The 25,925-nt window shown below is 48.4% G+C and carries 20 protein-coding genes and 2 rRNA genes; 6 read left to right on the plus strand and 16 right to left on the minus strand.

Going from position 1 to position 25,925, the window contains the following annotated elements; all coding sequences use genetic code 11:
* The first annotated feature begins 500 nt into the window (after positions 1–500).
* A complete protein-coding gene (locus tag WG89_RS01325) occupies positions 501–1,823 on the plus strand; it encodes a TolC family outer membrane protein (RefSeq protein ID WP_062260399.1) in 1,323 nt (440 codons plus the stop codon).
* A 346-nt stretch (positions 1,824–2,169) separates the two neighbouring features.
* Here the strand turns inward: WG89_RS01325 and hemG are convergent, their stop codons facing one another.
* Positions 2,170–2,760 (minus strand): menaquinone-dependent protoporphyrinogen IX dehydrogenase, encoded by a 591-nt coding sequence (hemG, locus tag WG89_RS01330; protein WP_079253597.1) that lies wholly within the window; start codon positions 2,758–2,760, stop codon positions 2,170–2,172.
* 264 nt (positions 2,761–3,024) lie between these two features.
* Between hemG and WG89_RS01335 the strand changes: the two genes are divergently transcribed.
* A complete protein-coding gene (locus WG89_RS01335) occupies positions 3,025–4,185 on the plus strand; it encodes a glycosyltransferase family 87 protein (RefSeq protein WP_062260402.1) in 1,161 nt (386 codons plus the stop codon).
* A gap of 198 nt (positions 4,186–4,383) precedes the next feature.
* On the opposite strand, the gene WG89_RS01340 is transcribed toward WG89_RS01335, so the two are convergent.
* The 5 genes from WG89_RS01340 to alaE all read right to left on the minus strand — a co-directional run bounded on the left by WG89_RS01340 (position 4,384) and on the right by alaE (position 11,090).
* Positions 4,384–5,328: an ABC transporter permease gene (locus WG89_RS01340; protein ID WP_062260404.1), complete on the minus strand. Its 945-nt coding sequence runs from the start codon at positions 5,326–5,328 to the stop codon at positions 4,384–4,386.
* The gene (locus tag WG89_RS01345; RefSeq protein WP_062260406.1) at positions 5,325–6,305 is read right to left on the minus strand and encodes an ABC transporter permease; all 981 of its coding nucleotides are present in this window, start codon (positions 6,303–6,305) and stop codon (positions 5,325–5,327) included. The genes WG89_RS01340 and WG89_RS01345 overlap by 4 nt, the downstream gene beginning before the upstream one ends.
* A gap of 425 nt (positions 6,306–6,730) precedes the next feature.
* Positions 6,731–8,290, minus strand: coding sequence for an ABC transporter substrate-binding protein (locus WG89_RS01350; protein WP_062260408.1), 1,560 nt, complete (start codon positions 8,288–8,290; stop codon positions 6,731–6,733).
* Between the two features lie 104 nt (positions 8,291–8,394).
* Positions 8,395–10,137, minus strand: coding sequence for an ABC transporter ATP-binding protein (locus WG89_RS01355; protein WP_062260410.1), 1,743 nt, complete (start codon positions 10,135–10,137; stop codon positions 8,395–8,397).
* A 521-nt stretch (positions 10,138–10,658) separates the two neighbouring features.
* Positions 10,659–11,090 (minus strand): L-alanine exporter AlaE, encoded by a 432-nt coding sequence (gene alaE / locus WG89_RS01360; protein ID WP_062260413.1) that lies wholly within the window; start codon positions 11,088–11,090, stop codon positions 10,659–10,661.
* Between the two features lie 432 nt (positions 11,091–11,522).
* On the opposite strand from alaE, the gene thiM reads away from it, so the two are divergent.
* Positions 11,523–12,323, plus strand: coding sequence for a hydroxyethylthiazole kinase (gene thiM, locus WG89_RS01365; RefSeq protein ID WP_062260414.1), 801 nt, complete (start codon positions 11,523–11,525; stop codon positions 12,321–12,323).
* A gap of 75 nt (positions 12,324–12,398) precedes the next feature.
* On the opposite strand, the gene thpR is transcribed toward thiM, so the two are convergent.
* From thpR to WG89_RS01395, 6 genes are all read right to left on the minus strand, one after another.
* Positions 12,399–12,986, minus strand: coding sequence for an RNA 2',3'-cyclic phosphodiesterase (gene thpR, locus WG89_RS01370; protein ID WP_062260416.1), 588 nt, complete (start codon positions 12,984–12,986; stop codon positions 12,399–12,401).
* A gap of 83 nt (positions 12,987–13,069) precedes the next feature.
* Positions 13,070–14,476: an o-succinylbenzoate--CoA ligase gene (gene menE, locus WG89_RS01375; protein WP_079253599.1), complete on the minus strand. Its 1,407-nt coding sequence runs from the start codon at positions 14,474–14,476 to the stop codon at positions 13,070–13,072.
* The gene (gene menC, locus WG89_RS01380) at positions 14,452–15,483 is read right to left on the minus strand and encodes an o-succinylbenzoate synthase (protein WP_062260420.1); all 1,032 of its coding nucleotides are present in this window, start codon (positions 15,481–15,483) and stop codon (positions 14,452–14,454) included. Before menC ends, menE begins: the two co-directional genes overlap by 25 nt.
* Positions 15,484–15,564: 81 nt before the next feature.
* Complete coding sequence (menH, locus tag WG89_RS01385; RefSeq protein WP_062260421.1) at positions 15,565–16,362, minus strand: 2-succinyl-6-hydroxy-2,4-cyclohexadiene-1-carboxylate synthase; 798 nt, start codon at positions 16,360–16,362, stop codon at positions 15,565–15,567.
* Positions 16,359–18,101 (minus strand): 2-succinyl-5-enolpyruvyl-6-hydroxy-3-cyclohexene-1-carboxylic-acid synthase, encoded by a 1,743-nt coding sequence (menD, locus tag WG89_RS01390; protein ID WP_062260423.1) that lies wholly within the window; start codon positions 18,099–18,101, stop codon positions 16,359–16,361. The genes menH and menD overlap by 4 nt, the downstream gene beginning before the upstream one ends.
* On the minus strand, positions 18,076–19,515 hold the full coding sequence (locus WG89_RS01395; RefSeq protein ID WP_062260425.1) for an isochorismate synthase: 1,440 nt from the start codon (positions 19,513–19,515) through the stop codon (positions 18,076–18,078). Before WG89_RS01395 ends, menD begins: the two co-directional genes overlap by 26 nt.
* 247 nt (positions 19,516–19,762) lie before the next feature.
* Between WG89_RS01395 and WG89_RS01400 the strand changes: the two genes are divergently transcribed.
* Positions 19,763–20,095, plus strand: coding sequence for a hypothetical protein (locus WG89_RS01400; protein ID WP_062260426.1), 333 nt, complete (start codon positions 19,763–19,765; stop codon positions 20,093–20,095).
* Positions 20,096–20,275: 180 nt separating this feature from the next.
* On the opposite strand, the gene WG89_RS01405 is transcribed toward WG89_RS01400, so the two are convergent.
* Positions 20,276–20,503, minus strand: a complete 228-nt coding sequence (locus WG89_RS01405) for a hypothetical protein (protein WP_153301357.1) — start codon at positions 20,501–20,503, stop codon at positions 20,276–20,278.
* A 125-nt stretch (positions 20,504–20,628) separates the two neighbouring features.
* Here WG89_RS01405 and WG89_RS01410 point away from each other — a divergent pair, with 125 nt between their 5' ends.
* Positions 20,629–21,165: a hypothetical protein gene (locus tag WG89_RS01410; protein WP_062260430.1), complete on the plus strand. Its 537-nt coding sequence runs from the start codon at positions 20,629–20,631 to the stop codon at positions 21,163–21,165.
* A gap of 416 nt (positions 21,166–21,581) precedes the next feature.
* Here the strand turns inward: WG89_RS01410 and putP are convergent, their stop codons facing one another.
* On the minus strand, positions 21,582–23,111 hold the full coding sequence (gene putP, locus WG89_RS01415; RefSeq protein ID WP_062260432.1) for a sodium/proline symporter PutP: 1,530 nt from the start codon (positions 23,109–23,111) through the stop codon (positions 21,582–21,584).
* Between the two features lie 267 nt (positions 23,112–23,378).
* On the opposite strand from putP, the gene hutI reads away from it, so the two are divergent.
* Positions 23,379–24,635 carry an imidazolonepropionase gene (hutI, locus tag WG89_RS01420; protein WP_153301358.1) on the plus strand — a complete coding sequence of 419 codons (1,257 nt, stop codon included), beginning with the start codon at positions 23,379–23,381 and terminating at the stop codon, positions 24,633–24,635.
* Positions 24,636–25,526: 891 nt separating this feature from the next.
* On the opposite strand, the gene rrf is transcribed toward hutI, so the two are convergent.
* Positions 25,527–25,642 (minus strand): 5S ribosomal RNA (gene rrf, locus WG89_RS01425).
* 119 nt (positions 25,643–25,761) lie between these two features.
* Positions 25,762–25,925 (minus strand): 23S ribosomal RNA (locus WG89_RS01430); the annotation flags it as partial.

Raw genomic sequence — 25,925 nt, forward strand, 5'->3', positions numbered from 1 at the left:
TAACGGAAATGACTGAGAGTTAACTCTATCCATCGGTAACACTCATCTTTAGACTCCCAGCCAGGTTCTATGTCTGGGACATGTTCAAGGAAGTCGCTGACCTGATCCAGGGTCTTGATGAGTTTGGTGTTCATGATAATCTTCATCCTCTCATCATGAACGACATCCTGGACCTTTACAGGCTCAGTTCGTATTGGAAACCGGGCTTTTGTTCAGGCTCATTTTATATTGGAAGAGACTCATTCCTGCAAATTTCACAGACTATGCTAGTTTCAATGGGATTAACTGGTTACTCCGATCTCAGGCAAACACCATACAGGACATGCTTGAGCAGAAACGGATACCCTGATCTGAAACAGACGCCTTGCCAGAGAACAACATTCAGCATCCCACTGGCTTACAACAGGCGAAATGTTTTAATAAAAATCAGGGCGAATTATGAACGGTAACCGACATTCAGATTTACACTTGGAATAGATGATTCAGAGGAATTCGCCTCCATGAAAATACTTCGTGCGTCTGCGCCAGTATTACTGATTGCAGCTCAGCTTCAGGGCGTCAATGTGCAGGCCGACAGCCTGGAACAGGTGATTGCCCGGACTCTTGAAAGCAACCCTCAGGCACAGGCCTCTTTAAATCGTTTTCAGGCCAGCACGGAAACGGTGAAAGTGGCACGGGGTGGATACCTGCCCACTCTGGACTTCAAAACCGGTGTCGGCTCTGAAAGACTGGACAGCCCCTACACGCGGGTAGTCGGTTCAGATCAGAAAGACTTCAAGCCCAAAGAAAATGCACTGACCCTTAATCAAAACCTGTTCGACGGTCTCTCTACCACAAACGAATACCGAAAAACCCGGGAACAGCAGGAAAGCCGTCGGGAACTCTTGCGCAGCAAGGCAGAATCTCTCGCTCTGGATGTTGCTGATGTCTATCTGAAGGTCATGGAACAACAGCGCCAAGTCAAACTGGCGCAGGCCAACCTGAACACCCATGAGCGTATCCACCAGCTGGTTCAACAACGAGCGGATCAGGGTGTGGCGAACCAGTCAGATCTCTATCAGATTGAAGGTCGTCTTGCCCGTGCCAGAGCTAACGTCATCAGTGCACGCAATAACCTTATGGACGCAGAGAGCCAGTACTTCCGTCTGGTGAACGAAGCTCCCAGTGACCTGACCATGCCTCAAATCAATGATATTGAATTGCCTGGTGAGCTGGACGAAGCTATCGCTGTTGCCATGCGTGAGCACCCGGCTCTAAATGCCAGCATTTTTGATGTCAAAGCCTCACAACATGGTTACGATCAGACCCGCAGCCAGTTCATGCCCAAAGTGGATCTGTCACTGACCCAGCGCTGGGACAGGGACATTAACGGACAGAAAGGCAAGCACGACGACACACTGGCCATGCTGAGCCTGAATTACAACCTGTTTCGGGGCGGTTCTGACAGCGCCAAAAGGCAGGAAGCGGCTTATATGCTGGAAGAAAGCAGAGCAAACCAACACGATGCCCAGCGTATGGTGACAGAAAGTATGAAGATCAGCTGGTCTGCTCTGGACAGTCTGACTTCAGAGCAACCTTTTCTGAAAAGACATATGGACGCCAGCGCCCAAACCGTAAAAGCCTATAAACAACAATTTGATCTTGGCAAGCGATCCCTGCTGGACCTGCTGGACAGTGAGAACGAAAGCTATCAGGCGCAACGAGCTTACACCAATGCCAACTATCGTGTGGTTTACGCACGCTACCGTGTGCTGAACAGCATGGGGCAATTATTGAAGAAGTTACACATTGGCCTGCCTGCGGGCTGGCATGCAGAAAGCTGATAAAACACGACGCTTTGACAAGGACGTTAGAGCTTCCCAGCCCTTTCCAAACACCTATTCAAACTGCTAGATTAATCTGACAGCCTGTAACACAGGTTGAATAAATATCTCACCCTGTCCTGTGTTTGATCCATCAGACTGTGAGAATCCGGTGAGATAACCATTATAAAAATAACAACAGGTACCTCCCCATGAACATGGACTACATCATTCTCGGCCTGTCTCTGTTTTTTCCCACTCTATACGGTTTCACATTATTGTTGTCTCTGGCGTTCACACCTGACGCCTGAACAATATGATGCAGGAAGGCAAAAGTTGTCCTGCATCATCCATCCAAAATGCGCCATCAGGCGAAAGCTACCTGATGGTTAACATCAGCAGCTCTGGTGCTGACCTGATCACCGGCCAGATGCTGAGTAAAACGTTCTGCAAAGCGAATAACACGACACCAATCCGTAAACTCCCGGTCTTCATTCGGTGCTGTGGACCCATCGCTGACCTTCATAATCAGACTTAATAGCTGTTTCTGAAAAAAACCGTATTGAGATAACTTAAAAGCGCCTGCAAACACTTCTACACTGTCTGGGCAAAGCGAAGAGTAGCAAAGGTATTTGGTCAAATAAGGGTTCTGGTGCGGTTCACTGCGATTGGCTTTTCTGGCCGTCAGGTTCACTGAGAAGAAGTAGCAGGGTTTACTGTTCAAAACCGTTGCATTCTGCTCTACAAAACGGCAGAAAAAATCATGATGCCGGCCATAACGGACGGAGCTGCCCAATACGAAAGCATCATATTGCTCCAACCGAATTTTTATCTCAGGGCCTTCCAGGTGAATCAGCTCTACATCATGACCTGCACGGGCCACAACCTGGCGCATCCTTTCAATGATTTTCTGTGTCTGACCTTCCCTGGACGCAAACAGCATCGCTACTTTAGACATCGCTTACATTTACAACTCTGAAGCTAAACAATTGGCTTCACCATGATCTCAGATAACACATTAACTATTATTGAACGACGTCAATAAATCAGAGCAAAGCTGTCACAGTAAAAAAGACATCTGAAAGGCATTTAGCTTTCCGGCTACTGGCGGAAAAGACATTCTCGTCGTATGTTGTAAGCAGCCCTGAGTAAAACAGCACGCTTCCCATAAGAATGGAATCCGCTGTTTACGGTCATAACACTAAAAAAAGAACGAGCGCTGATGAAGGACATTACCCTCCTGAAAAATCACCCTGCGGCCCTTTTCGGAGTGTTTCTCTGGGGGCTTGCCGTGATTCTGATCTTTGCCAAAGTCATCCTGGAACCTGGCCAGCACACTGTACTGGACAGCTATTTACTGGGGGCAGACCGATGGATTGATCGGGTAAAACTTTATTCCGGCCCGGGTGGATTCATTTACACCCCCACTTTTGCCGTACTCTTTGTACCCGTTACCAAGCTGCCACTCTTTCTGGCAGACCTCCTGTGGCGACTGTTTATTATCGGGCTCTATGCCTGGGCCAGTTTCCGTCTGCTTAGTCACTTTTATGTGTTTTCAAGAGAAAAACTATTCCACTGGTTTGGACTGTTCAGTGTCATTGCCGTCCCTATTGCTTTCTCCGGCTTTCGCAATGGGCAAATGAATGTCGTTTTGATTTCAGCCATGATGCTGGTCATCAGTCAGATCATTGAGAAACGGTGGAATTCAGCGGCTCTGGTTCTGGCTTTAATCATGAGTCTTAAACCAACATTTATTGTTTTCTTTCTGCTGGCCACCACCCTGTTCAGACCCTTCTGGCTCAGAGTACCTTTAATGCTGTTGGCATTTCTGGCCTTGCCTCTGGTGTTTGGCGGATTGGATTATGGTCTTGAGCAATACAACAATTTTCTGGAAATGGCAGATTCGGCGGTGGAACGGGGCATTACTACACCCACCTGGGCCAGCTTCTTTAATATTCCCATGCAGCTGATTCATTACTCTGTGCCGGAAGGTTTGCAAAACATCATCAAGTTAATACTGGCCGCCCTGACCTGGATGGTCTGTTTTTATGCCATTGTCCGTCACGGCACCAAAAACGGCCTGATCTATTTACTGAGTTTTTCAGCCTGTTACCACGTCATGTTCAATCCAAGAAGCGTCAATACTGACTACATAATTCTGGGCTCTGTTCTAGCCTTCTGGTTTGTCTGTGCGGCTTATTTGTGGCGGGAAAAAAACCTGGCCTGGACGACGGGGCTGATCTCGCTGGGGGTGTTGTTTGCTTTCGATATTTCAAGAACTCTAGTCACAGATGCCACCAGCTGGTTCAATCCTTTAATGGCAGCCGTGTTTACCGGAGTACTGATCTGGCAACTCTGCCAGAAAAGGGTTTTTGCGCCATAAAGCTCGACTGAATCTCAAAATCCGTTCGGGCTGAGGCTGTCGAAATCCAATACATACTCCGTTCATCCTGAGCTTGTCGAAGGATTCTGGTAATGCACTTCGACAGGCTCAGTGCGAACGGTATGGGGTTTAGCGATTAGCTGTACCAGTAATGAAAAAAGGCCGCAATGCGGCCTTTTTCGATCAGGGGTTTGGAAATTAACCTTTGTAGAGCTTTGGATTCAAAACATCTCTCAGCCAGTCACCCAACAGATTAATCACCAGCACCAGTGTCACCAGAACTACGCCTGGAATCACTGTGATCCACCAGCTGCCAGAGAAGATATACTCAAACCCGCTGGAAATCAGAGAACCCAGAGAAGGTTCTGAAACTGGCATACCCAGCCCCAGGAAAGACAGCGCCGCCTCACTGATAATGGCGTTGGCAATCTGCACGGTTGAGATAACCAGAATCGGAGACAAACAGTTAGGCAGAATATGGCGGAACATAATCCGACCTGAGCCGAACCCCATCACCTTGGCGGCTTCAACATATTCTTTCTTCTTCTCGGCCAGAACAGAAGCACGAATGGTTCGAGCGTATTGTGGCCATTCAGCAATACCTATGACCAGTATCAGCATCCACATCGCCAGCTTGCTGTATAGCTCCGAGCCAAAAGAAGCCTGAAACAGCGCCAGTACAATAATGGCCACCATCATGGTTGAGAATGAAAGCTGGATATCGGCCATGCGCATCAGGAAGTTATCAACACGACCACCTACATAGCCGGCCGTCAAACCAATCACGATACCCAACAATGCCTGCAGCACGACTGCAAAGAAACCGATAGCGATAGAGATTCTGGCACCGTACAGAATCGTACTGAGCATATCCCGACCCTGTGAGTCTGTACCCAGCAGAAAACGCTCATCACCTTCCTCACTCCAGGCCGGAGCGATTTCGGAATCCATGATATCAATTGTCGAGAGATCATAGGGGTCCGTAGGCGACAACACAGGTGCCAGCAAAGCAGCCCCCACCATAACAACAAAGATAAAGGCTGCTACCATGGCCAGACGGTCATTAACAAAGCTGTGCCAGATATTAGACTGGCGTATTCTCTGCCAGGTGGAAGGCGTACCTTGTACAGTCAACTCGCTCATTGGCTGCCTCCTGCCAGTTTTACAGTGGGATTAATCAGACCGTAGATCAGGTCAACCAGAGTATTCACGACGACGAAAATACCGCCTACGACAATCAGATAAGCAACAATCAAAGGCGTATCAACACGATTCACGGCTTCGAGGAACATGAAGCCCATGCCCGGCCACTGGAATACGGTCTCGGTCAGAATGGTATAGGCGACCATGGTTCCTATCTGCACACCACCTACCGTAATAACAGGCAGCATGGTGTTTTTAAGGGCATGCAGGAAGTAGACACGTACTTTCTTCAGGCCTTTGGCCTTGGCAAACTTCACATACTCAGTGTGCAGGGTTTCAACCATTTCCGAACGAATCAGACGAATAAACAACGGCAACATAATACTGGCCAGAGAAACGGAAGGCAGAATCAGATGCAGCCAGCCACTCTGGGTCAAAAAGCCTGTTTCCCAACCCCCAAATACTTCAGTGAGGTCGCCACGCCCATAGGAAGGCAACCAGCCCAACTCAATGGAGAAGATATAAATACTGAAGATGGCTGTCAGGAAGACGGGCACAGAAATACCCAGAATACTGACTCCCAGAATCAGTCGGGTCAGAATACTGTTCGGTCGAATGGCACTGTATACCCCTGCCGGTATGGAAATCAGAATAATCAGCAAAGTAGCGCTAAACACCAGCTCCAGAGTCGCTGGCAGTTTATCCATAATGACATCAAGGGCAGGCTCTTTGAAAAAGTAAGAGGTTCCAAGATCACCCTGAACGGCTTTTGACATGAAGCGTCCATATTGCACCAGGAAAGGATCGTTCAGACCCATTTCTTCACGCAGTGCCTGCCTTTCAGCTTCAGACACGGACTGACCCACCATTTCCCTGAGGGGATCACCCAGATTATCCTGAATGGAGAAACTGATCAGGCTGATGACAAACATCACCACTACGCCCTGCATCAGTCTCCTGAATAAAAATAACAACATAAAAAATCCTGCAGCGTTCTTATACTTTGAAAATGCCGCTATTCCGGATGCCGGAATCATTTTCAAATACTGTCAGTAAGCGGCATTTACGGCTCAAGGCTGTAGTAATGAGTCGTCTTTCATCCGTTGATGAAAAAACAAAACCCTTATCGCTCACGGTTTATTTATATATCTCTGAATCTGTACGCTGTTTACCGTGAAAAATATTTTGTCTCGCTTTATCAGGACCCATAGGGTGCAAAATATTTTTCTACGCTCATAGCTGCTTCGGATAGAGCTTTGAAAAAAAGGGTGGCAACCCAATAACAATGTACCGCCGATGATTTATAAAGATGCTCTAAACGATGTACGACTCAGACTGATAAGAGGACCAAACTTTTTGGAAGTAGCCAAAAAGGGGCCGAACTTTGCCGGCCCCGGGACGATTACTTCTCGCTGACTACCAGGTCACCCAGGTATGGGAAGTTCATGATATTCACCACTTCCTCAGCATTCACCCCTTTACGGGCACCCCAGGCCAGGTTCTGCCAGTGCAGAGGCACGTAAGCCGCTTCCTGATAGAGTTCTTTTTCAACATCCTGCAGGAGCTTGGCGCGCTTATCGAGGTTGGTTTCAGTACCCGCTGCTTTTACCAGCTTGTCGATAGAGTCATTGCAGTAGCTACCGCTGTTGTACTGACCCCAACCAGTGCTGGCATCGGCACATGCTGTCAGGTACTCGGTCAGGTTGGCAGAGTCTTCAGTATCGGAGTGCCAGCCGATCATCATGATGTCGGCAGCACGCTCATCAAACGCTGGCCAGTACTGGGCTTTAGGCATGGTTTTCAGATCAACCTTGATGTTGATGCGATTCAACATACTGGCCACAGCCTGGGCAATCTTGGCATCGTTAATGTAACGGTTATTAGGCGCCATCATGGTGATAGTAAAGCCATCTTCATATCCGGCTTCTTTCATCAGCTGCTTGGCTTTTTTCAGATCGTAGCGAGGCTTCAGATCACCGACAAAACCAGCGTAACCTTCAGGTCCCTGCTGACCCGCAGCGGTGGCAAAGCCTTTCATGATCTTTTTAACAATGCCTTCGTTATTGATGGCATAAACGATCGCCTGACGAACACGCTTGTCCTTAAAGGCTTCTACTCGATCCTGGTTCAGCTGGAAAGAGATCAGACGTGAACCGGTCAGAGTGATCAGGTCAGCTTTGTCGGAACGCTGAATACGCTCGTGGTCGTTAGGTGGGACCGGGAAGATAAAGTCCACACCATCAGACAGCAAGGCTGCAACACGTGTTGCATTTTCCTTGATCGGTGTCAGGGTGATGTCGTCAACATTACCGGGAGATTTCTTGTCCCAGTAGCCATCAAAACGTTTGTATTCCAGCTTAACGCCCTGCTGACGATCGCTGACAATATAAGGTCCGGTACCGGAAATGTTGCGGGAAGCGTAAGTGTCACCGTGCTTCTTGATCAGTCCCTTGTCGCGACCTTTGTCATCTTTCCCGGTGTAGAACTGGCTGTCCATTGGGAAGATGTAGGTGGCTGAGTTCAGAACCAGTGGGTAAGGCTTTTTAGTGACCAGGTCAAAAGTGTATTCATCGATCACTTTCAGCTCTGCGAACGGTGCAAAGATGGCCTTATAGTCCGCACTGTTAACCATACGGTCGTAGGTCCACTTAACGTCCTTTGCGGTCAGAGTGTTGCCTGAATGGAACTTAACCCCTTTTCTCAGGGTAAAACGCATGGTCAGGTCATCAATTCGCTCCCACTTTTCAGCCAGACGAGGCTCAAAGCTCAGATCCTGATCCCAGCGAATCAGTGGATCAAAGGACATATGCGCCATCTGCAGGGTACCGCCTGACAGCTGCTCATAGGGATCCAGAGAAACCGGGTCAGCGTCGTAGGCGATTTTCAGTGAAGCAGCCTGAACACTAACAGCCAGAGTAGAAGCCAGCGCCACACCAGCCAGTGACTTGATCAATTTTTTCATTATTTACCCCCAAGGCAGGTCAATAAAATCTTGTTATCTTTTTATACGAGCAGGGTTGCTCGCAGAACTCCTGTAAGCTGGTCAGCTACCTGACCAGCATCCACTCACACCGTGACTACCGGTGCTTGTTGTTGTACTTCTTCCAGTCCCTGACGGGAGAGATGATCCATTTTTGGCATCAACTCGATCAGATTCCGGGTGTATTCATGCTCAGGAGCTGTGAACAGTTTTTCAGTCTCATCCACTTCTACCAGAGTTCCGTACTTCATAACTCCAACCCGGTCACACATCTGGCGGATAACAGGCAAATCGTGACTGATAAACAGCATGGTCAAACCCAACTCCTGCTGCAGATCTTTCAACAGATTGAGAATCTGCGCCTGAACTGATACATCCAGTGCTGAAGTCGGCTCATCACATATAAGGAAACGTGGACGGGTCGCCAGCGCACGGGCAATAGAGATACGCTGACGCTGACCACCGGAAAACTCATGGGGAAATTTCACGCCGGCTTTACTGCCCAGACCCACATGATCCAGCAAGTCTGCAGTAATCTGCCTGATCTGTTGCTCAGAGTCTGCCAAACCATGGAAACGAATCGGCTCGGCAATAATATCGTTGACCGTCATCCGGGCATTCAGACTGGAATAAGGATTCTGGAAAACCATCTGAATCTGTCTTCTGAATGGCTTGCGAGCTTTTTCATCCAACCGGGTAATATCATTGCCCGCAAAGAAAATCTGTCCGGAGTCTGGCTGATAAAGCCCGGCAATAACACGGGCAATAGTGGACTTACCAGAACCCGATTCCCCTACCAGACCGAAGGTTTCACCATCACGAACCTTGAAGGAAACGTTGTTGGATGCCGTCACATAACGACGGTTCTTTTTAAGAAAGGCAGACTGGGTTTCAAATTTCAGCATCACATCTTCAACACTCAGAAGATTCTCATCTTCTATAGAGCCAAAAGACTCGCGCTGACCCAACCAGTGATTCTTGACATCAATGCTGCGGCTTTCTACTTTCTCGATGTACTCCACCCGTGGAAAACGATGAAGTTTGACATCCGTTCTTGGAACCGCGCTGATCAGACTTTGGGTATAAGGATGTTCCGGGCTTTCCAGAATCTGTCGAGTTGCACCAATTTCGACCAGCTCACCCATGTACATGACAGCAACACGGTCGGTGACATTGGCAATAACACCCATATCATGGGTAACAAAAACACAACCCACTTCCCGTTCTTTACAGAGCTCACGAATCAAATCAAGAATCTGGTTTTGAATGGAAACATCCAGCGCCGTGGTAGGCTCATCCGCAATAATTAATTCCGGCTCTCCAGCCAGGGCAATGGCAATAACCACTCGCTGACGCATACCACCGGAGAATTGATGGGGATACTGTTTAATTCTGATTTCAGGTTCTGGAATGCCTACCGCTTTGAGCATCTCTAATGCTTTATCAAAAGCTTCTTTAGAATTTAACCCGAGGTTTTCGGTGATGGTTTCGACTAATTGGGTTTCAATCGTCAAAAGAGGATTTAACGACGTCATTGGATCCTGAAAAATAAATCCAACTCTTCTGCCCCGCACCTGCCGAATGGCTTCTCCGGAAAGTCCGGAAATGGTTTCACCATTAAGACTGATTTCACCACCCGCCACACGACCGGGTGCACTCAGCAAATCAATAATGGCATTACCAACTGTGGATTTACCGGCACCGGACTCACCCACCAGGCCCAGGATCTCACCTTTGGCAACTGTGAAAGACACTCCCTTTACAGCCACTGCGACACCGTGGCGTGAAGGAAATTCAATGCGCAGGTCATTGACTTCCAATAAGGACATGCTTCCCCCCCTCAAATTCTATGTAAAAATGCAGTTGCTGTTTTAATTCCGCTGACTTCATTAAGATGAGTATTAAAGTTATGATATTACTCATCGCGATCAGACGACTCTATTCGCTTATAACTGCTTTTTTATCTAATTCTTATTGGTGTTTCGAAGGACTCGGTGACTTGAGATTAAATCAAACAGAGTCGGATCAAAACATTGAGGCCAGAAAGGTGCACATTTGCCTGTTGGCAAAGACTCTGTTTATGCATTCGCGCAACGACCAAGGCTGAAGTTGTGCGACTCCGGGATCTACCGGACGACGCTGCAATTGCATAAAGAGAGGCAACCAGAGCTGTTTAATTCCATGGTAAACAGAATTAAAACAGGCAACCCGTACAACACATTCGGGCAAACTGGGGAAGACTATAACCAGATAGTCAGAAAATAGGAAGCCCCCAATAGATAAATACACCTATTTGATAGGTGCATTCATCATGGGATTCGTGTAGAAGAGAGTGCTTTTAAAGCTGATATCAGGCAGTTTTCATACTGCCTGAAACGAACCAGTTACGGCACAGTTGCATGTACATTCCATACGGGCGGGCCATAAACATCAGAGCACCAATCTGGCCTAGTGCAGCCGTGATCACCTGTTCAAGAGTTGCGCCGGTGGTAGCTACCAGAGCTGCATAGACAGGAATCTGGAAAGAAACGAAAGCCACTGTGTCCAACACAGTATTACCTAACGCTCTGGAGCCAAACAAACGACTATAGCCCAATACCCAGTCACGATACATGCCATAAGGGCGAGCAATCAGCATGTTGACAGGAATGCTCATCAGGCGAGACTGCAGAGACTGTTCAACGCTCAGCCCGGCAACCAGAATTTCTACCAGCATTCCAACAACCAAACCAAAGCTGATCAGGGCAAATGTATCTGCCAGTGTTTCGCGTTTAATTGACATGTCACTCCCCCTGAAATCAGACAATAGAATGCCCCTGATGTATAAACACATCAGAAAAAATGCTGAATAAAGAAATAAAAAAATTCGGTTATTGCGCACAGACTGCTTTAAATTCAAGCAGTTGAGACAACTGTGCTACGCGGCATAATTTATACCTGGTACGATAGATTTACAACAGCTGAAAACTTTGTTTTAAATGCTATTTTTAGATGTAAGGCCCGCTTCAAAAACTCACATTAGACCAATCCACCAAACAAGCTTTTCAAGACAAGAAGTCTCACTAGCAACACATTAACTTATTAATTGTTTATTAACTTTCCGGTCGATTTATAAACACCCAGGAGCCTGACCGAGAATAACGTCAAACTGGACTAAATCCCTTGGAACACCATACTGTCCTGAAGATTCAGCCAGTGTTATCGGTACCCGGTCATGCATAAAGAAATTTCTCACTGCCTCCAGATGCTCAGAGAGCAGCAGCCTGTTGTTCACAACATAACCAACCAGGTCGTCATGAATAATACGGCCAATGCACTGCTGGCTATCGGAGCCTCTCCCATCATGGCCCATGCGGCTGAAGAGGTAGAGGAAATGGTTTCTCTGGCAGGCGCTCTGGTGATTAATACCGGCACCCTTACCAGCTATCAGGTAGCTTCCATGGTTTTAGCCATTGAAAAAGCTAATGAACTGGGCAAGCCCTGGATTCTTGATCCAGTAGGTGCCGGTGCAACCACATTCCGCTTAAACGTCAACCATGACCTATTAAGATTGAAGCCAACTGTCGTCAGAGGCAATGCGTCCGAAATATTATCGGTACTGGCGGGTGAAGCTTCGGGTAAGGGGGTGGACAGCATCCATGACAGCTCATCAACTCTGGGCACTATTCAGCACAGCGCTTCTGAGCTGGGTATAGTCATGGCAGTTACCGGCGCAGTGGATTATGTGACCGATGGTAAAAGACTGGCAGCGATCAGTAATGGTCACCCGATGATGGCAAAGGTCACAGGAACAGGCTGTACAGCCACCGCCGTTACAGGAGCGTTTCTGGCAACCTGCGAAGACCCCTGGTTAGCGGCTCTTTCAAGTCTCAGCTGTGTGGGCATTGCCGGGGAAGTGGCTATAGAAGCCAGCAAGGGCCCGGGCAGTCTGCAAATGCACCTGCTTGACCAGCTCTTCCTGCTCAATGAAAACACTATTCGCAATCGCCTCCAGCTGAATCTGGAGTCATATTAATCTCCAGATAACAAAAAACCCTGCTCTTTATTGAAAGTGCAGGGTTTTGTTATCAGAAAGGAGATCTGTTTTGATTCAGGCCGTTTTAGCCAGAGGCTGAAGTGGGAAGACTTTCATTACTGAGTACTGAGCACCCTCTGCAGTCGTCTCACTCTTCATCAGTACCACCTCATTAACGGTCATACGATAACTCGGCATATTGAAGAAGTGGCTGTGGGTCACATGATGATGCTGCCTGAAGCGAGCGAGTGTCACGTGTGGTCGGAAGTTACGCATCTCACGACGCATCCCGCACATCCGGGCGCCTTCTTCACAAATTCTGGACAATGCATTCAGTTGCTGGCCTGAATGAATATTTAGAGCCAGTGCACGAGGCCTGTGCGCATCAGGGAAAAATTCAAAGCACCCAGTCATGCAGTCAAAACCGCGAACATTCTCCAGGGACTCTTCGATGTAGTTTGAAAACTGCTCAAGGCTATGCTCGTCACATTCACCCAAAAAGCGCAGTGTTATGTGTTGCTGCTGTGGCACCATCCAACGCAGCTTGTGCTGAAGAACATCACCGGCCCGGTGCTGTGCTTTCTTGTGCAGTGTCGCAGCAAGGTCCAGCGGAATCCTGACAGCGATGAATGCACGGATGGTTTTTTGATCTTTTGTTTTCATCAGACACTTCAACTATCACCGCTCATTCCCAGCATTATGCCTTGCTCTGGTGCAGATGGCGACGACAATCAGTTAAAAAACGATTAAGAGTTTGTAAGCCTGTCAGCCAATGACTGAAGGGTTTGACGATTAGGCTTGAGGCCGGAGGGTAATTGCTCAACCGGAAGCAAGCGAATCCTATCAGGAATTTTGAATCGGCTAATAGTGCCTGCAAGCTTTTGTTTTGTAAATACTTCATTCAGAGAACCTGATTCGGTTTGTACAAATGCAAACGGCCTTTGCCCATACTCGTCGTCTTTTACAGATACCACAACAGCCATAATGATGTCGTCAATACTGAGTAAAGCTTTTTCAATCTCTTCCGGATGGATGTTTTCGCCTCCGGAAATCAGCATATTATCTATACGACCAATGACCAGGATTTGATCATCAATCCACTGCCCTAAATCACCAGAGTGATACCACCCCTGCTCATCGACCAGAGGCAGTAGCGCCCCTCGCTGAAAGTAGCCAGGTGATAAGGTTCTGCCCCTGACCAGAATTTCTCCTGAGCCGTTAATGGTTACCTCTCGATGGGGTAAAGGCTTCCCTGAGGTAACACCTGACTGGACAAAACCAGGGACTCCGGTGCAGACCTGTGAGCTCATCTCAGTCATGCCGTAAGTCGTGAGAATCTTAATCCCTTTTTTCTGCACCTGTGATACCAACTCAGGCGACGCAAAACCTCCCCCGACAAGAATGCATTTCAGTCCGGACTCATCCAAAACCTCAGCCCCCTTCACCAGCAATCTGTGTAACTGCGTGTTTACCAGTGAGATATGACTGATCCGCTCCCGTTGCAGCAGTCGATTCAGCGGCGTTTTTTGGGTATCCACAACCATCTCAGCCCCAGCCAGAAGACAACGAATGACTATGCCAAAGCCACCTACATGGAACAGAGGCAGCGACAATAGCCAGCTGTCACCTTCTGTCAGAGGAATACACTGCTGCGAACCTTCAGCACTATAAATGTGATTAGAAAAAGTATGGCTGACTGCTTTGGGCACCCCGGTCGTGCCGGAAGTAGCGATAAGATCACAGATAGCGGTTATATCGAGAGGCAGGCTCTGCAGATTCTCGCTTTTTCTGCTTTCCTGGCAAGGCCACTCGAGTCTGACAACACCATTGATCTTTTCCTTCAGTGACCATTGAGCTCCAACCTTTTGGCAATATTGTTGCTTCTGGTCGTCTGGCATTTGGGGATTGACCGGGCAGTAAACCCACCCACTCCTCAGACAGGCAAAAATAAGTATTACGGCATCCAGAGCCTCCGTGACTGGCGCTATGATTCGATCGCCTTTCTGAACACCCTGCTCTCGAAAACAGTCCCGCAGAAGTTCTACCTTTGAATCCAGCTCAGCTCGGGTAATAGCCCGATCATCCACCCGGATAACGACTTTCCGAGGATCGTTGATTGTCCATTCTCTCAATGGGCAGAGCGATAACTCCATACTGTCTCCATGACATTTCGTAATTCAGCAGGTAAAGGCTGCCCCCAATCCGGTAATGGGCAAAAACCAGGCTTTTCAAAAGCAGACAGTGTATCCAAACCGGGACTTTCCTTAGGTGCATATTCAAGACATAGCTGCTCGATAATACTGACACCCAACGCACTTTCGAATGAGGAGCTGAAAACCGTTCTTATCTTTCTTTCGCAGGCCCAATCAACCAGCGACAGACATTTTGCAAGACCTCCCACCAATGTGGGCTTCAATACAATTGCCCTGAGTCCACCAGCCATCGTATGCCTGTTACCAAGGGTTGATTCCAGACTGAAACCCGGTCTCTGCAAGGTTTCATCCAGGGCATACCCAATACCTGTTTCCTGATACAGGCCTGGGAAATCTTCACAATCCTCAGTAGGCTCTTCGACATAACTGATTCTTCCGACAGGCACCTTCATACCAAAGGAAATCGCCTCTTTAAACGACCATCTCTGATTAGCATCCAACCGGAGCTTTATGGAAGATGGTATTCGGTCCAGTATTTGCTGTATTGCATCAATATCCTGGCCGACATCAGATCGCCCTACTTTGAGCTTGAATTCGTCAGGCCAATCCTGCTTCCAGCTATCCAGACGTCCCAGAGTTGCGTCATCAGCTCCCATCAACAGCGGAGCCTGCCGTGCTCGCTGATGAAGCCACTCACTTTTACCCTGACTGTACTGGATACTCTCTATAGCAAAGGCAACGGATGGATAAAGGAGATTTTCAGGCATCATTCCTTCACAAAAATGCCCTGCTGTGACTTTCAGTTGCTTTAGTGCATCAGACAAACTCTCCCGGCTGAAGTCATGCAGGGGGGACGCCTCTCCATAATGAAAGCGCCCTTGCGAATCCACCATTTCCAGAATAAGCCCTTCACGATGGGACAGAGTAACTGTTTTTAAAGGAAGAGGTTTGCGAAGAGGCTGCAGGTAACGAAAAATCCGGCATGAATCAAACGGCACATGTTTCATAAGGCACAGATAACTCCCCTTTCAGGCAAACCCAACTCTCGATGACTGTGCTCATAAATCAGCCATGACCGAAAAAAAATTTCACAGCAAAAGTAACTGTCTGATCACTTTTGCCATGGCTTCTGGTTGTTCCCGATGAACATTATGACCAGCCTCCCTGATCTCATGAACGCCATGAAAACATCCCATTTCAAGCAAACGATGGGCTATAGCCTGAAACTTCAAATCCCTGTCACCAAAAAAGTAGTGGGAGGCACCGGATGATCGATTCAACATCCCCCAAAACTCAGGCTGCTTGGATAGACTGAATGATTCAAGTGCATTGGCCAGAGCTTCGCCAGACTGACTACCGGAACAGCGATGCTGCATCAGTTTTTCTCGCTCTCGGCTGTTCAAGTCAGCAAAAACAGGTTGGTGATACCATCTCTGCAACACCTCATCCAGGGGATCATTTCGAAACTGTCCTGCCCACTCTTCATCATTTTTCCAGCGGGCCTGACGCTCTGAACTCTCTTCCAGACCAGGATGAGAAGACTCCACCAGAAGTTTATCAACAGCCTCAGAGTTCTGTGTCAGATGACTCATTGCCAAACGCCCACCCAGGGAGTACCCCAGCAAACTGAATTTATCCAACCCCAACTGTGTCAGCGTTTGACGAAGCAGAACGCTGAACTCCTCAAAAGCGTTTTCCTGGCTGACTTTGACATCACGACTTTTTCCATGCCCCGGCAAATCGACAGCGATCAGATAGAGGTCATTCTCCAGCTGTTTGGCCAATGCCTCCCAATCACCGGAATCACCCAGAAAGCCGTGCAATAAAACCAGGGGGACACCTTCCCGGACACCCCAGGTTCGATAAGCTAAATTGGTTCCGTTCATGACAGCGTCTCCAGCAGGCTTAGCGCCTGCTTTATCTGTTCAGCAGCCTGACCAGACCGGGTCGTAACTTCAATCACAGAGGCTCCGGCCTGAAGGCATGCCTGACCAAGTAAAGTTTCCAGTTCCTGACGATTGGCCGGATTGTGATAGCTCAAACCAAACATGACTGCAGCCTGTCGGGCATTGAGACCATGGGGAGTAACAAAATACTGCTGGGCAGCATCTGGCCGATCCTCCACCGGCAACATATTGAAAATGCCTCCGCCGTCATTATTGATCACCAGCAGCACAAAGGGCGTTTCCAACTGTCGGAGCAACTGCAGAGAGTTTAAATCGTGAAGGAATGAAAGGTCCCCCATCACTGCAACCATGACTTTTTGCTCACCCGTGGCACACCCTGCAGCCGTAGCCGTCAAACCATCAATACCACTGGCCCCTCGATTGGTAAAAACAGGTCCGGCCGGAAACAGGGAAAACATATCCAACAAACGAATGGGCAAACTATTCCCGAGAAACAGGCTGCTTTCTTCCGGGAGCATCTTTGTCAAGTGTGCGCCCAACCAACGCTCAGTAATGACATCTTCTGAAGCATCAAGCTCTTCAACCCACGAATGCAAAGTGTCAGAAAGCTGATCGATTTGACCTTTCCAGGCTGCCTCAGACTCTCTGGCTTCAGAAAGGTCGGATAACATACGACAGCAATCAGCAATAGGTCCCACCAGTCGATAGGTTTGGCAATGTCCTGTATCCATCCGCCTGAATTCCTGACCTGCCATCCAATAGTGTTGCCACTCGCCCGATGAAATAAACTTATCCAGCCTTTTAGAAACCAGGTGCCCGCCTACCTGAAAAATGCGATCAGCCTGACTCAGGAGAGCCCTGCCTTCTTTAGTGGCCAGCAGCAGATCACAATGCCGGATGGTCTCTGGATGACCATGCAACTGGGATTGCACATCAGCTAAAAGTGGCCACCCCAAACGACGGGCCAACCCAAGTAATGCCTGCGCAGAAGCCTGATCTTCAATGCGACCTGCAATCAGAAGCCCTTTCCCAGAAGCAAACTCAGACCACTCGACCGGGCTCTTTCCAATAGAAACCTTCAGCTGATTGTCATAGACCGTATGTGGAGTCACTGCGGAACGCCAAAACGACAGTCGTCCCAGATAACCGGAATAGTCCAGTGTTTTTCCTTCCGGATACAAAGGCTCACGAAACATACAGTTAACGTGCATAGGCAGCCCCTGCTGACAGGACCGGGCAAAAGCCTGATCAATACTGGTCAGCAGCCAGCTGGGAGGAATATTTTCATCGGGCGTTGGCAACTTGAGGGTAGCACCAGGATAACCAGCATAAATATCCTGCTGCTCAATCGCCTGATTGGCTCCACAATCAATCAGTTCTGGTGGCCGATCTGCGGTCAGAATCACCAGTGGCACGCCCGACTGTCTTGCTTCAATAATGGCGGGGTAAAGATTGGCAACAGCGGTACCTGATGTAGTGATCACAGCAACCGGCTTACGGGTACTTTTTGTCAGACCAAGAGCAAAAAAGCCCAACCCACGCTCATCAAAATGAACATGCTTCCTGAGCTTTTCATTTTCGGCAGCCACTAGCGTCAGTGGCGCAGAACGAGAGCCTGGAGCAATACAGACATGCTCAACCCCAAGCCGGTACAATTCTTCCAGAATCAGTGCTGACCAGAGAAAGTTAAGACTAGGATGCCTGGTGGGAAAGGTCATGGGGTATTCCAATACATGGGTTTATTTCCAGCTCATGGCTGCTTAATGTATTTGTCACGCTGGCTTTTTGATCAAGAAGAGACAGAACTGTCTTGATCTTGTTGTTCAACTCATGCCATTCATCCTGGGCATCAGAGCCTTTTACAATCCCGGCCCCCGAAAACAATGAGAGGCACTGCTCACCCAGCAGGGCACTGCGAATTGAGACGGTAAACTCACTGCGCTTTTTACCCAGTACTCCACAGGCTCCTGCATACAGCCCTCGACTGTAGACTTCATACTCTTCAATAAATTCCCTGGCCATCAGTCTGGGTTCACCACCCACTGCAGGGGTTGGATGCAAGATGGAAAACAGTTGGCTGTCAGTGACACCTTCTTTCAGAACACCGCGAATAAGGTGCCTGAGGTGCTGAATGGTTTGGAGCTTGACCACGGAATGACTGCGATCAAACTCCAGGTAGCTGCAGATGGATTCCAGCCGGGTACGTATGTCATTAAGAACCAGACGGTTCTCATGAACATTCTTGGAATCATTAAGCAGACGCAGTTCAAGCTTAAAGTCTTCATCCCGATCACTCCCCCTGCGAGTAGTACCTGCCAGGGCTTCGGTATGAACAACTCTATCCACCCGTCGAAACAGACGCTCAGGAGAACAGCCAAAGAACAGGGAACCTGCATCGGATTCGAAGGCAAAAACATACGATCTCGGATTAGCTACCTGCCATAAGTACAGTAGATTCCAGGGATCCAGTCGCCCTTTTAACATCCGTAAGCGCGCCTCTCGGGAAAGCACCACTTTTTTCAGCTCGCCGGCATCAAAAGCATTCAGGGATCGATTTATCACAGAGACCCAGTCTGCCTGGTTCGGATTAAATTCTGGAGCCCCCAACAGACAAGGAGAATTGGCTTCATCCAGAGACCAATTTATTCTGGCCAGATACTCCAACGCTCGATCAATGCTTTCCACCCAAACATGTTCATCCTGAGATAAAAGATTACAAACAAGGGAGCAGCCTTTTCGGGTCTGAACTATTTCAATTACCGGAAAAAAGAATTCACCGTAACCAAATTCAGACCAGACCATTTGCTCACTGTCTGAAAAAGACAGGTAGCCGAGACAACGGGTTGTTTTATCCAGCATGACATCAACCTGCTCGAAGCAGGTTTTAACTTCGGAGTGATCCTTGATCCGGAAACGCCAGGCTTTTCCCAGACCCGCCACTTTGTAGTCACTCTCCCTGTCCTGCCAATAACTCTTGCCAGGGAGAGTCTGTGCCGACAACCAGTTAAACAGATTAACCATGGGGAGTGCCTGTTCAGTCCGGAACAGAGGCTGCCCCGGTGTACCGGACAGCCGAAGCTGTCTCAGTCGCTCAGTCAGCTCTGCTACCTGATCTCGAACTTCTTCTATCAACTCCCTACTCCCAAGCGCTATGGCCAAATACAGATATTAAATTGTACGTATTAGCATCACCCCGTTCAGGATGGTATTTACCGCAAATATTTTCTGAAAGACCACAAATATTACTTAGCCAGATAAAAAAGCGGCTTAACGAACAGAATGTTCGCCAAAAGCTTCAAACTGTTCGAAACAGTCACCCGATGCCTCATGGAAATGATATTATATGAATTGACATAAATACTCTGGAACTAGATCGAGTATGGCAACCAATGGCGAATCTGCCAGAAGATGGCTGGAAGAAAACCAGGAAAAGGTTTCTCTTGAACGTATACGACAAATTCGAGATAACATCTCAAGTAAACTGCAAAATCTGGATGAATCCGACGACACCTACACAGGTCTGCTGGAAGCACTGGATGTAATGGATAATCACTTGCTTCAGGAAGAGCAGGCATCACCGACTCCGGAACCGGAATCTGTCAGTCTGGACCTTGGCCCTCTCATTCCTCAAACGGATGCAGAAGCCCCCCAACTATCCGCAGCAGAGAAAAAACTGAAGTTCCAGCAGCTGCTGAAAACCGGCAAGCTATAGTGCATCCAAGCGTTAATGGTCATACTGACTCCGCTCATCCTGAGCTTGTCGAAGGATGCTGGTAATGCACTTCGACAGGCTCAGTGCGAACGGTATGGGGTATAGCGCTTGGCTTCACTGGAGTCTGAGTATTAGCTTATCATCAGCCTGCAAGCAGTATCGCCTGCAGGCAATCCTGAATCACAACGAAACTTTCAATCGCTTGCACTCAGCCACCACCAGATCATAATTCCAGATCTGATCCTCCGGGGCCGGCTCTTCATGCTCAATCAACTTATTGCACATCTGCATGGGGTTGAATCCTTTCTTCTTTAACCTTTCAAGAGTTTGCTTTAGCTCAATATCATGCGGATCGTTTGAAGTCTCTTCCTGATGACGCTTTTTTACCGCAACTTTCAATTGCTTCATGGCAGCCTCCATATTTCATTCATATATGAATTCAGGACTTGTTATTGAGAACAGCTCTCAGAGCAGATACCTCTTACTCTATACTGAAATGATTGATTCTGCGTGCCGTAGTGCAGGAGGAGTTCATGAAACGTCTCTACTACCTGACCAAATCACTGGACAGTGTCAGCCAGATCTCAGACGACCTCCACCGGGAAGGTCTATCCGACTGGAACATCCACGTACTCAGTAAAGATACAGCCGGCCTTTATCATCGCCACGTTCATGGTGCCAGTCTTTTCCAGCAAAATGATTTGATCCACTCTGGAGAGATGGGCGCCATGATTGGTGCGCTGCTCGGCATCCTGGCGGGTCTCACTGTCGACACCGTTTTCACTCTCCCCATGCTGGTTCCCGCTGCGGTCATGGTTTGTTTTACCCTGTTTGGTGCATGGTCAGGAGGTCTGGTAGGTATTACCAAAGAAAATTATAAAATTGAGCGCTTTCATGACGACCTTGAGAAAGGTCAATATCTCATCATGGTTGATGTTCACAGAACCCAGGAGCTGCTCGTTAAACAGCAGATTCAACGTTACCACCCTGAAGCACTCTTAGCTGCCCAGGGCTCCAGCCTGACCCAACCTTTCAGTTACAACTTCTGGTTTACTCCCCGCAAAGCCTGATCAATATGAGGCTCTGTCAGTAGCAGGGCCTCAAACACTCCCATGGTCGTTTAATCTCCCTTATACCGTCATCAAAACTTAATAAAACTTCAAACTCACTGCCTTGTCAGACCCATAGGTTCTTATAAATAAGACTTGCTTCAGGCACACCGGAAAGTCATCAGGGAAGGTGAGTGAACGGGTGTTTTTGAACTGTGACAAGGTTCATGAAACTTTTTGTCATGTTTGAATTCAGCGTGCCGATAGTCGTTTCTCCACATCATCATTTGTTTCAATGGAGCTGAAATGAACGACTTGAAAAAACTGATTCGTCTAGAACAAAAAGTCGGGGACGTTGCTTACTGGTTACTGACCGTTATCGTTATTGCCTGGCCCACCTACACACTGCTTTTATAAGCAGCGTGCAGGTCAAATCATCAAGACAGCGAGGGCTCTTCATCATCATAGTGGGACACTGAACGAGCCCTGCTCTCCACCTTCTCAAAACGGCTGACCATATCTCTGGATGGATGCTTACCCAGTAGACTGAACACAAAGCAAGCCATCAATGATATGAAAAATCCTGGCACAATTTCATAAAGATCAAACCAGCCACCCGAAAGTGGTTTCCATACCAGTACCGTCACTGCGCCTGCAAGGATGCCTGCTATGGCTCCTAAACCGGTCATTCTTTTCCAATAAAGAGACAGCAACAAAGCAGGACCAAAGGCCGCACCAAAACCTGCCCAGGCATACGAGACCATACCCAATACCGTACTGTCAGGATTCATCGCTAACCAGGTGGCAATCACTGCTATACCCACAACTGCAAGACGACCCACCAGTAACACTTCCTTAGTATCAGCATCTCTTCTGAAAATATCCCGGTAAAAATCTTCAGCAAAAGCGGTTGAACAAACCAGCAGCTGAGAATCGGCAGTACTCATAATGGCTGCCAGGATAGCCGCCAACAAAATACCGGCAATCACAGGATGGAACAGAGTATTCACCATCAACATGAAAATAGCTTCCGGGTCATCCAGCTGAATACCAGACCTTTGTGTATAAACAATGCCTGCCAGTCCAACCAGCAAAGCCCCCAGCATGCAGATGCCTGTCCAGCTGACAGCAATACGCCTTGCCAGTGTCAACTGGCTTGACGACTTCACCGCCTTGAATCGGGCCAGAATGTGAGGCTGGCCAAAATAACCCAGCCCCCAACCCAGAAGAGAGAAAATAGTAATCAGCGATAAAGTCTGGCCTTCAGTCGTAGTGAAGAGATTCAAAAGCTCAGGGTTCAACTCACCAATTTCCACAAACACCCGGTCAGCACCACCACTGACTTCCAGTGCAGCGATAGGCACAATCAGCAGGGCAACCGACATCAGCAGCCCCTGGATCAGATCTGTCCAGCATACTGCCAGAAAGCCACCAAACAGGGTGTAGGAAATCACCGAGCACATACCGATGATTACTGCCCACTCGTAATCTATACCGAATACAGATTCAAACAGCTTGCCTCCGGCCACCAGACCTGAACTGGTATAAAAAAGAAAGAAGATAAGAATAAAGGCGGCGGATACAGGCTGAAGCAAACCTCGACGATCTTCAAAACGATTGGCAAAGTATTCGGGCAAGGTCAGGGAATCATCAGCAACGACACTGTAAATCCTCAGTCGCTTGGCAACAATAAGCCAGTTCAACCAGGTGCCACCCAACAATCCAGCAGCAAGCCAGAAAGCCTCGAGCCCTGCTGCAAAGGCATATCCGGGAAGACCTAACAAGAGCCAACCACTCATATCTGAGGCGCCGGCACTTAATGCTGCAGACCAGGGCCCTAACGAGCGACCACCCAGAAAATAATCAGCCGAATTAACGGTTCTCTGCCATGCGATATAGCCAACCCCGAGCATGGCAGTGAAATAAACTACGAAGGTCAGGATAATCTGTAGATTTCCTTCAGACATGATGAGTTCCCTGATTGTCGTTCATACCCTTTTTTATCAAGGTAGTTCATTTATCACTCATCTGTAACATTTATGTATTTTTTATAGCTAATAGGATTAATATTTTTTCCGTTTCCTGATCACCAATCTTAACCATCCAAACAGTTACGGATTTTCTTTCGTAATAAGATTATCTGGCTATCCTTAGACTCCATCCCCAGTCTTAATGATCTGCCAGCATTATTTTGAAACTGGCTTCTGTCTGTAGCCGACTGCCTGAGTGAACCCATGACAATGCATCGCGTGATCCAACTGAAAGAGTGCGACCGAGTCTGGATTAATGTCAACCTGGCTACCTTTGATCCAGCCCTGTCGGATCCCTACGGCTCTATACACCGGTGCGCTCTGGGCATCCACAACGGTAAAATCGCGCGTATTGAATCCATGGCATCGGTCACCGCTACCCGGCTCCCCTTTGATGTCACAGATGGACACAACGGCTGGTTAACTCCAGGCCTTATAGACTGTCATACCCATCTGATATTTGGCGGCCACAGGGCTCAGGAATTTGAACTCAGGTTGAAAGGTGTGCCGTATGAGCAGATTGCAGCCCAGGGAGGAGGTATTCTCGCAACTGCCAGAGCAACGCGGGTTCGCTCCAAAGAACAATTAATCAAGTCAGCGCTCCCACGTCTTAAGGCTCTCACCGCAGAAGGAGTTACACTCGTTGAGATCAAATCAGGCTATGGCCTGAATCTGGTGGATGAGATCAAAATGCTGGAGGTAGCCCGGGAACTCAATAACAGGCACACCGTTAAAGTCATCAATACACTATTGGTAGCCAGCGCTCTTCCTCCGGAGTTTGCCGGAAGAACCGATGAATACGTTGATATGATTTGCCAAAAGCTCATACCGGAAGTGGCCGAAAAAAAACTGGCAGCCGCCGTGGATATACATTGTGAAAACGCCGCCTTCACCATGGCTCATCGTGCCAGAATCTTTCAGTCTGCCATTGACCACGGCCTGCCAACCAAATGCCATACGGAACAGTTCTCGGAAAGTGGAGGAGCTTCTCTGGCGGCTCACATGAACGCCCTGTCCTGTGATCATCTCCAGCATATCACTGAACAGAGCATCGCAGATATGGCAGAGTCCGGTTCCATTGCAGTACTACTCCCGGGTTCTTATTACTTTATGCGATGCCAGACACCACCACCGGTTGAGCGACTCAGGCAATACCAGATACCCATCGCCCTTGCGACAGACACCAACCCGGGAACTTCCCCACTCGCCTCCATTCGTTTGATGATGAATATGGGCTGCATCTTTTTCCAGCTCACCCCTGCGGAAGCTCTGGCTGGCGTCACCATCAATGCAGCAAGGGCTCTTGGTGTTTCCGACCAATACGGCAGCCTTGAAGAAGGCAAAGCAGCGGACTTTTGTCTCTGGGACATAGACCATCCCAATGAACTGGCCTATCAGTTGGGCCATTGCCCCCTACAACAACGCATTATTGATGGCCAGATCGTCGATACCAACCAATAAAACTGGCTTCTTACCCTGCGAACCTTCTACTCCCCCCCGCTTTCTCACTTCTGACTCATACACTTCATACTTTCACCTGATTCAGATTTTGTGGAAAGCTGGAAAGCTGGAAAGCTGGAAAGCTGGAAAGTCACTATTTATTGGGGATGGAGTTCTGTCACGTTTCTGTTTTAGGATTTGTTTCACAGATTTACACAGGATTCCGTTCACCCTGAGCTTGTCGAAGGGTCGTGCTATTGGGCTTCGACAGGCTCAGCCCGAACGGGTTTTGAGAGGGTTTCCATAAGGTAGTTAATTTCAGGCAAGTCCTAACGAACCCCACCGAGTTTTGACTGGGAATGCCTGGCTGCTAATGCTCAAAAGAATATGGGGATTGTTGGCTAGAGGGCCTCGCAGGCGAGGCCTATCGTTTGATGAACTACGTCCTGTAATTCACCCTTCGGACGCACTGAAGTGACTGAAATAAACGACGAATAATTAATACTTCCCAGATACTACCAATTCAACTCTGAATGTATCGCAAGATGCCCAGTCGGGCTCCGACTGGGAATGCCTGGCTGCTGGTACTCAAAATAGATCGGTATTATTAGTGAGAGGGCCTCGCAAGCGAGGCCTATCGTTTGATGAAACACATCGTGTGTTTCACCCTCCGGGCGCACTGGTCGATGAACGCTCCTGCAACATCGACATACCTCACATCCCTGTGCATAAAGTGCGTCCAAATTCGTTCCGGACGAATTTGTCACTTCCGTGTTCGGGCCCGAACACGGAGATAAACGACGTATCGCTGATGGACTGTGGAGATGTCTCTGTCAGGTAGGATTTTATTGCGAAGCAATATTCAATAAAAAAGCCCGTAGATTTCTCTACGGGCTTTTTTATTGAATCAATGCCTGGCGATGACCTACTCTCACATGGGGAAACCCCACACTACCATCGGCGATGTATCGTTTCACTTCCGAGTTCGGGATGGGATCGGGTGGTTCCAACACTCTATGGTCACCAGGCAAAACTGGTTTGAAGTTCGTCGTTTCCGACGCCCTTCTGGAATCCGTTTTAACTTAAGCTGTTTTTTACTTCTTGCTGCGCACTCTCGCCGTGTATGGCTAAATCGCTTTGGCGTTATATGGTCAAGCCTCTCGAGTCATTAGTACTGGTTAGCTCAACGCCTCACAACGCTTACACACCCAGCCTATCAACGTCGTAGTCTTCAACGTCTCTTATGGGACCTCAGGGTCCAGGGAAGTCTCATCTTGAAGGGGGCTTCCCGCTTAGATGCTTTCAGCGGTT

The sequence above is a fragment of the Endozoicomonas arenosclerae genome, assembly GCF_001562015.1.
GTDB classification, from domain to species: domain Bacteria; phylum Pseudomonadota; class Gammaproteobacteria; order Pseudomonadales; family Endozoicomonadaceae; genus Endozoicomonas_A; species Endozoicomonas_A arenosclerae.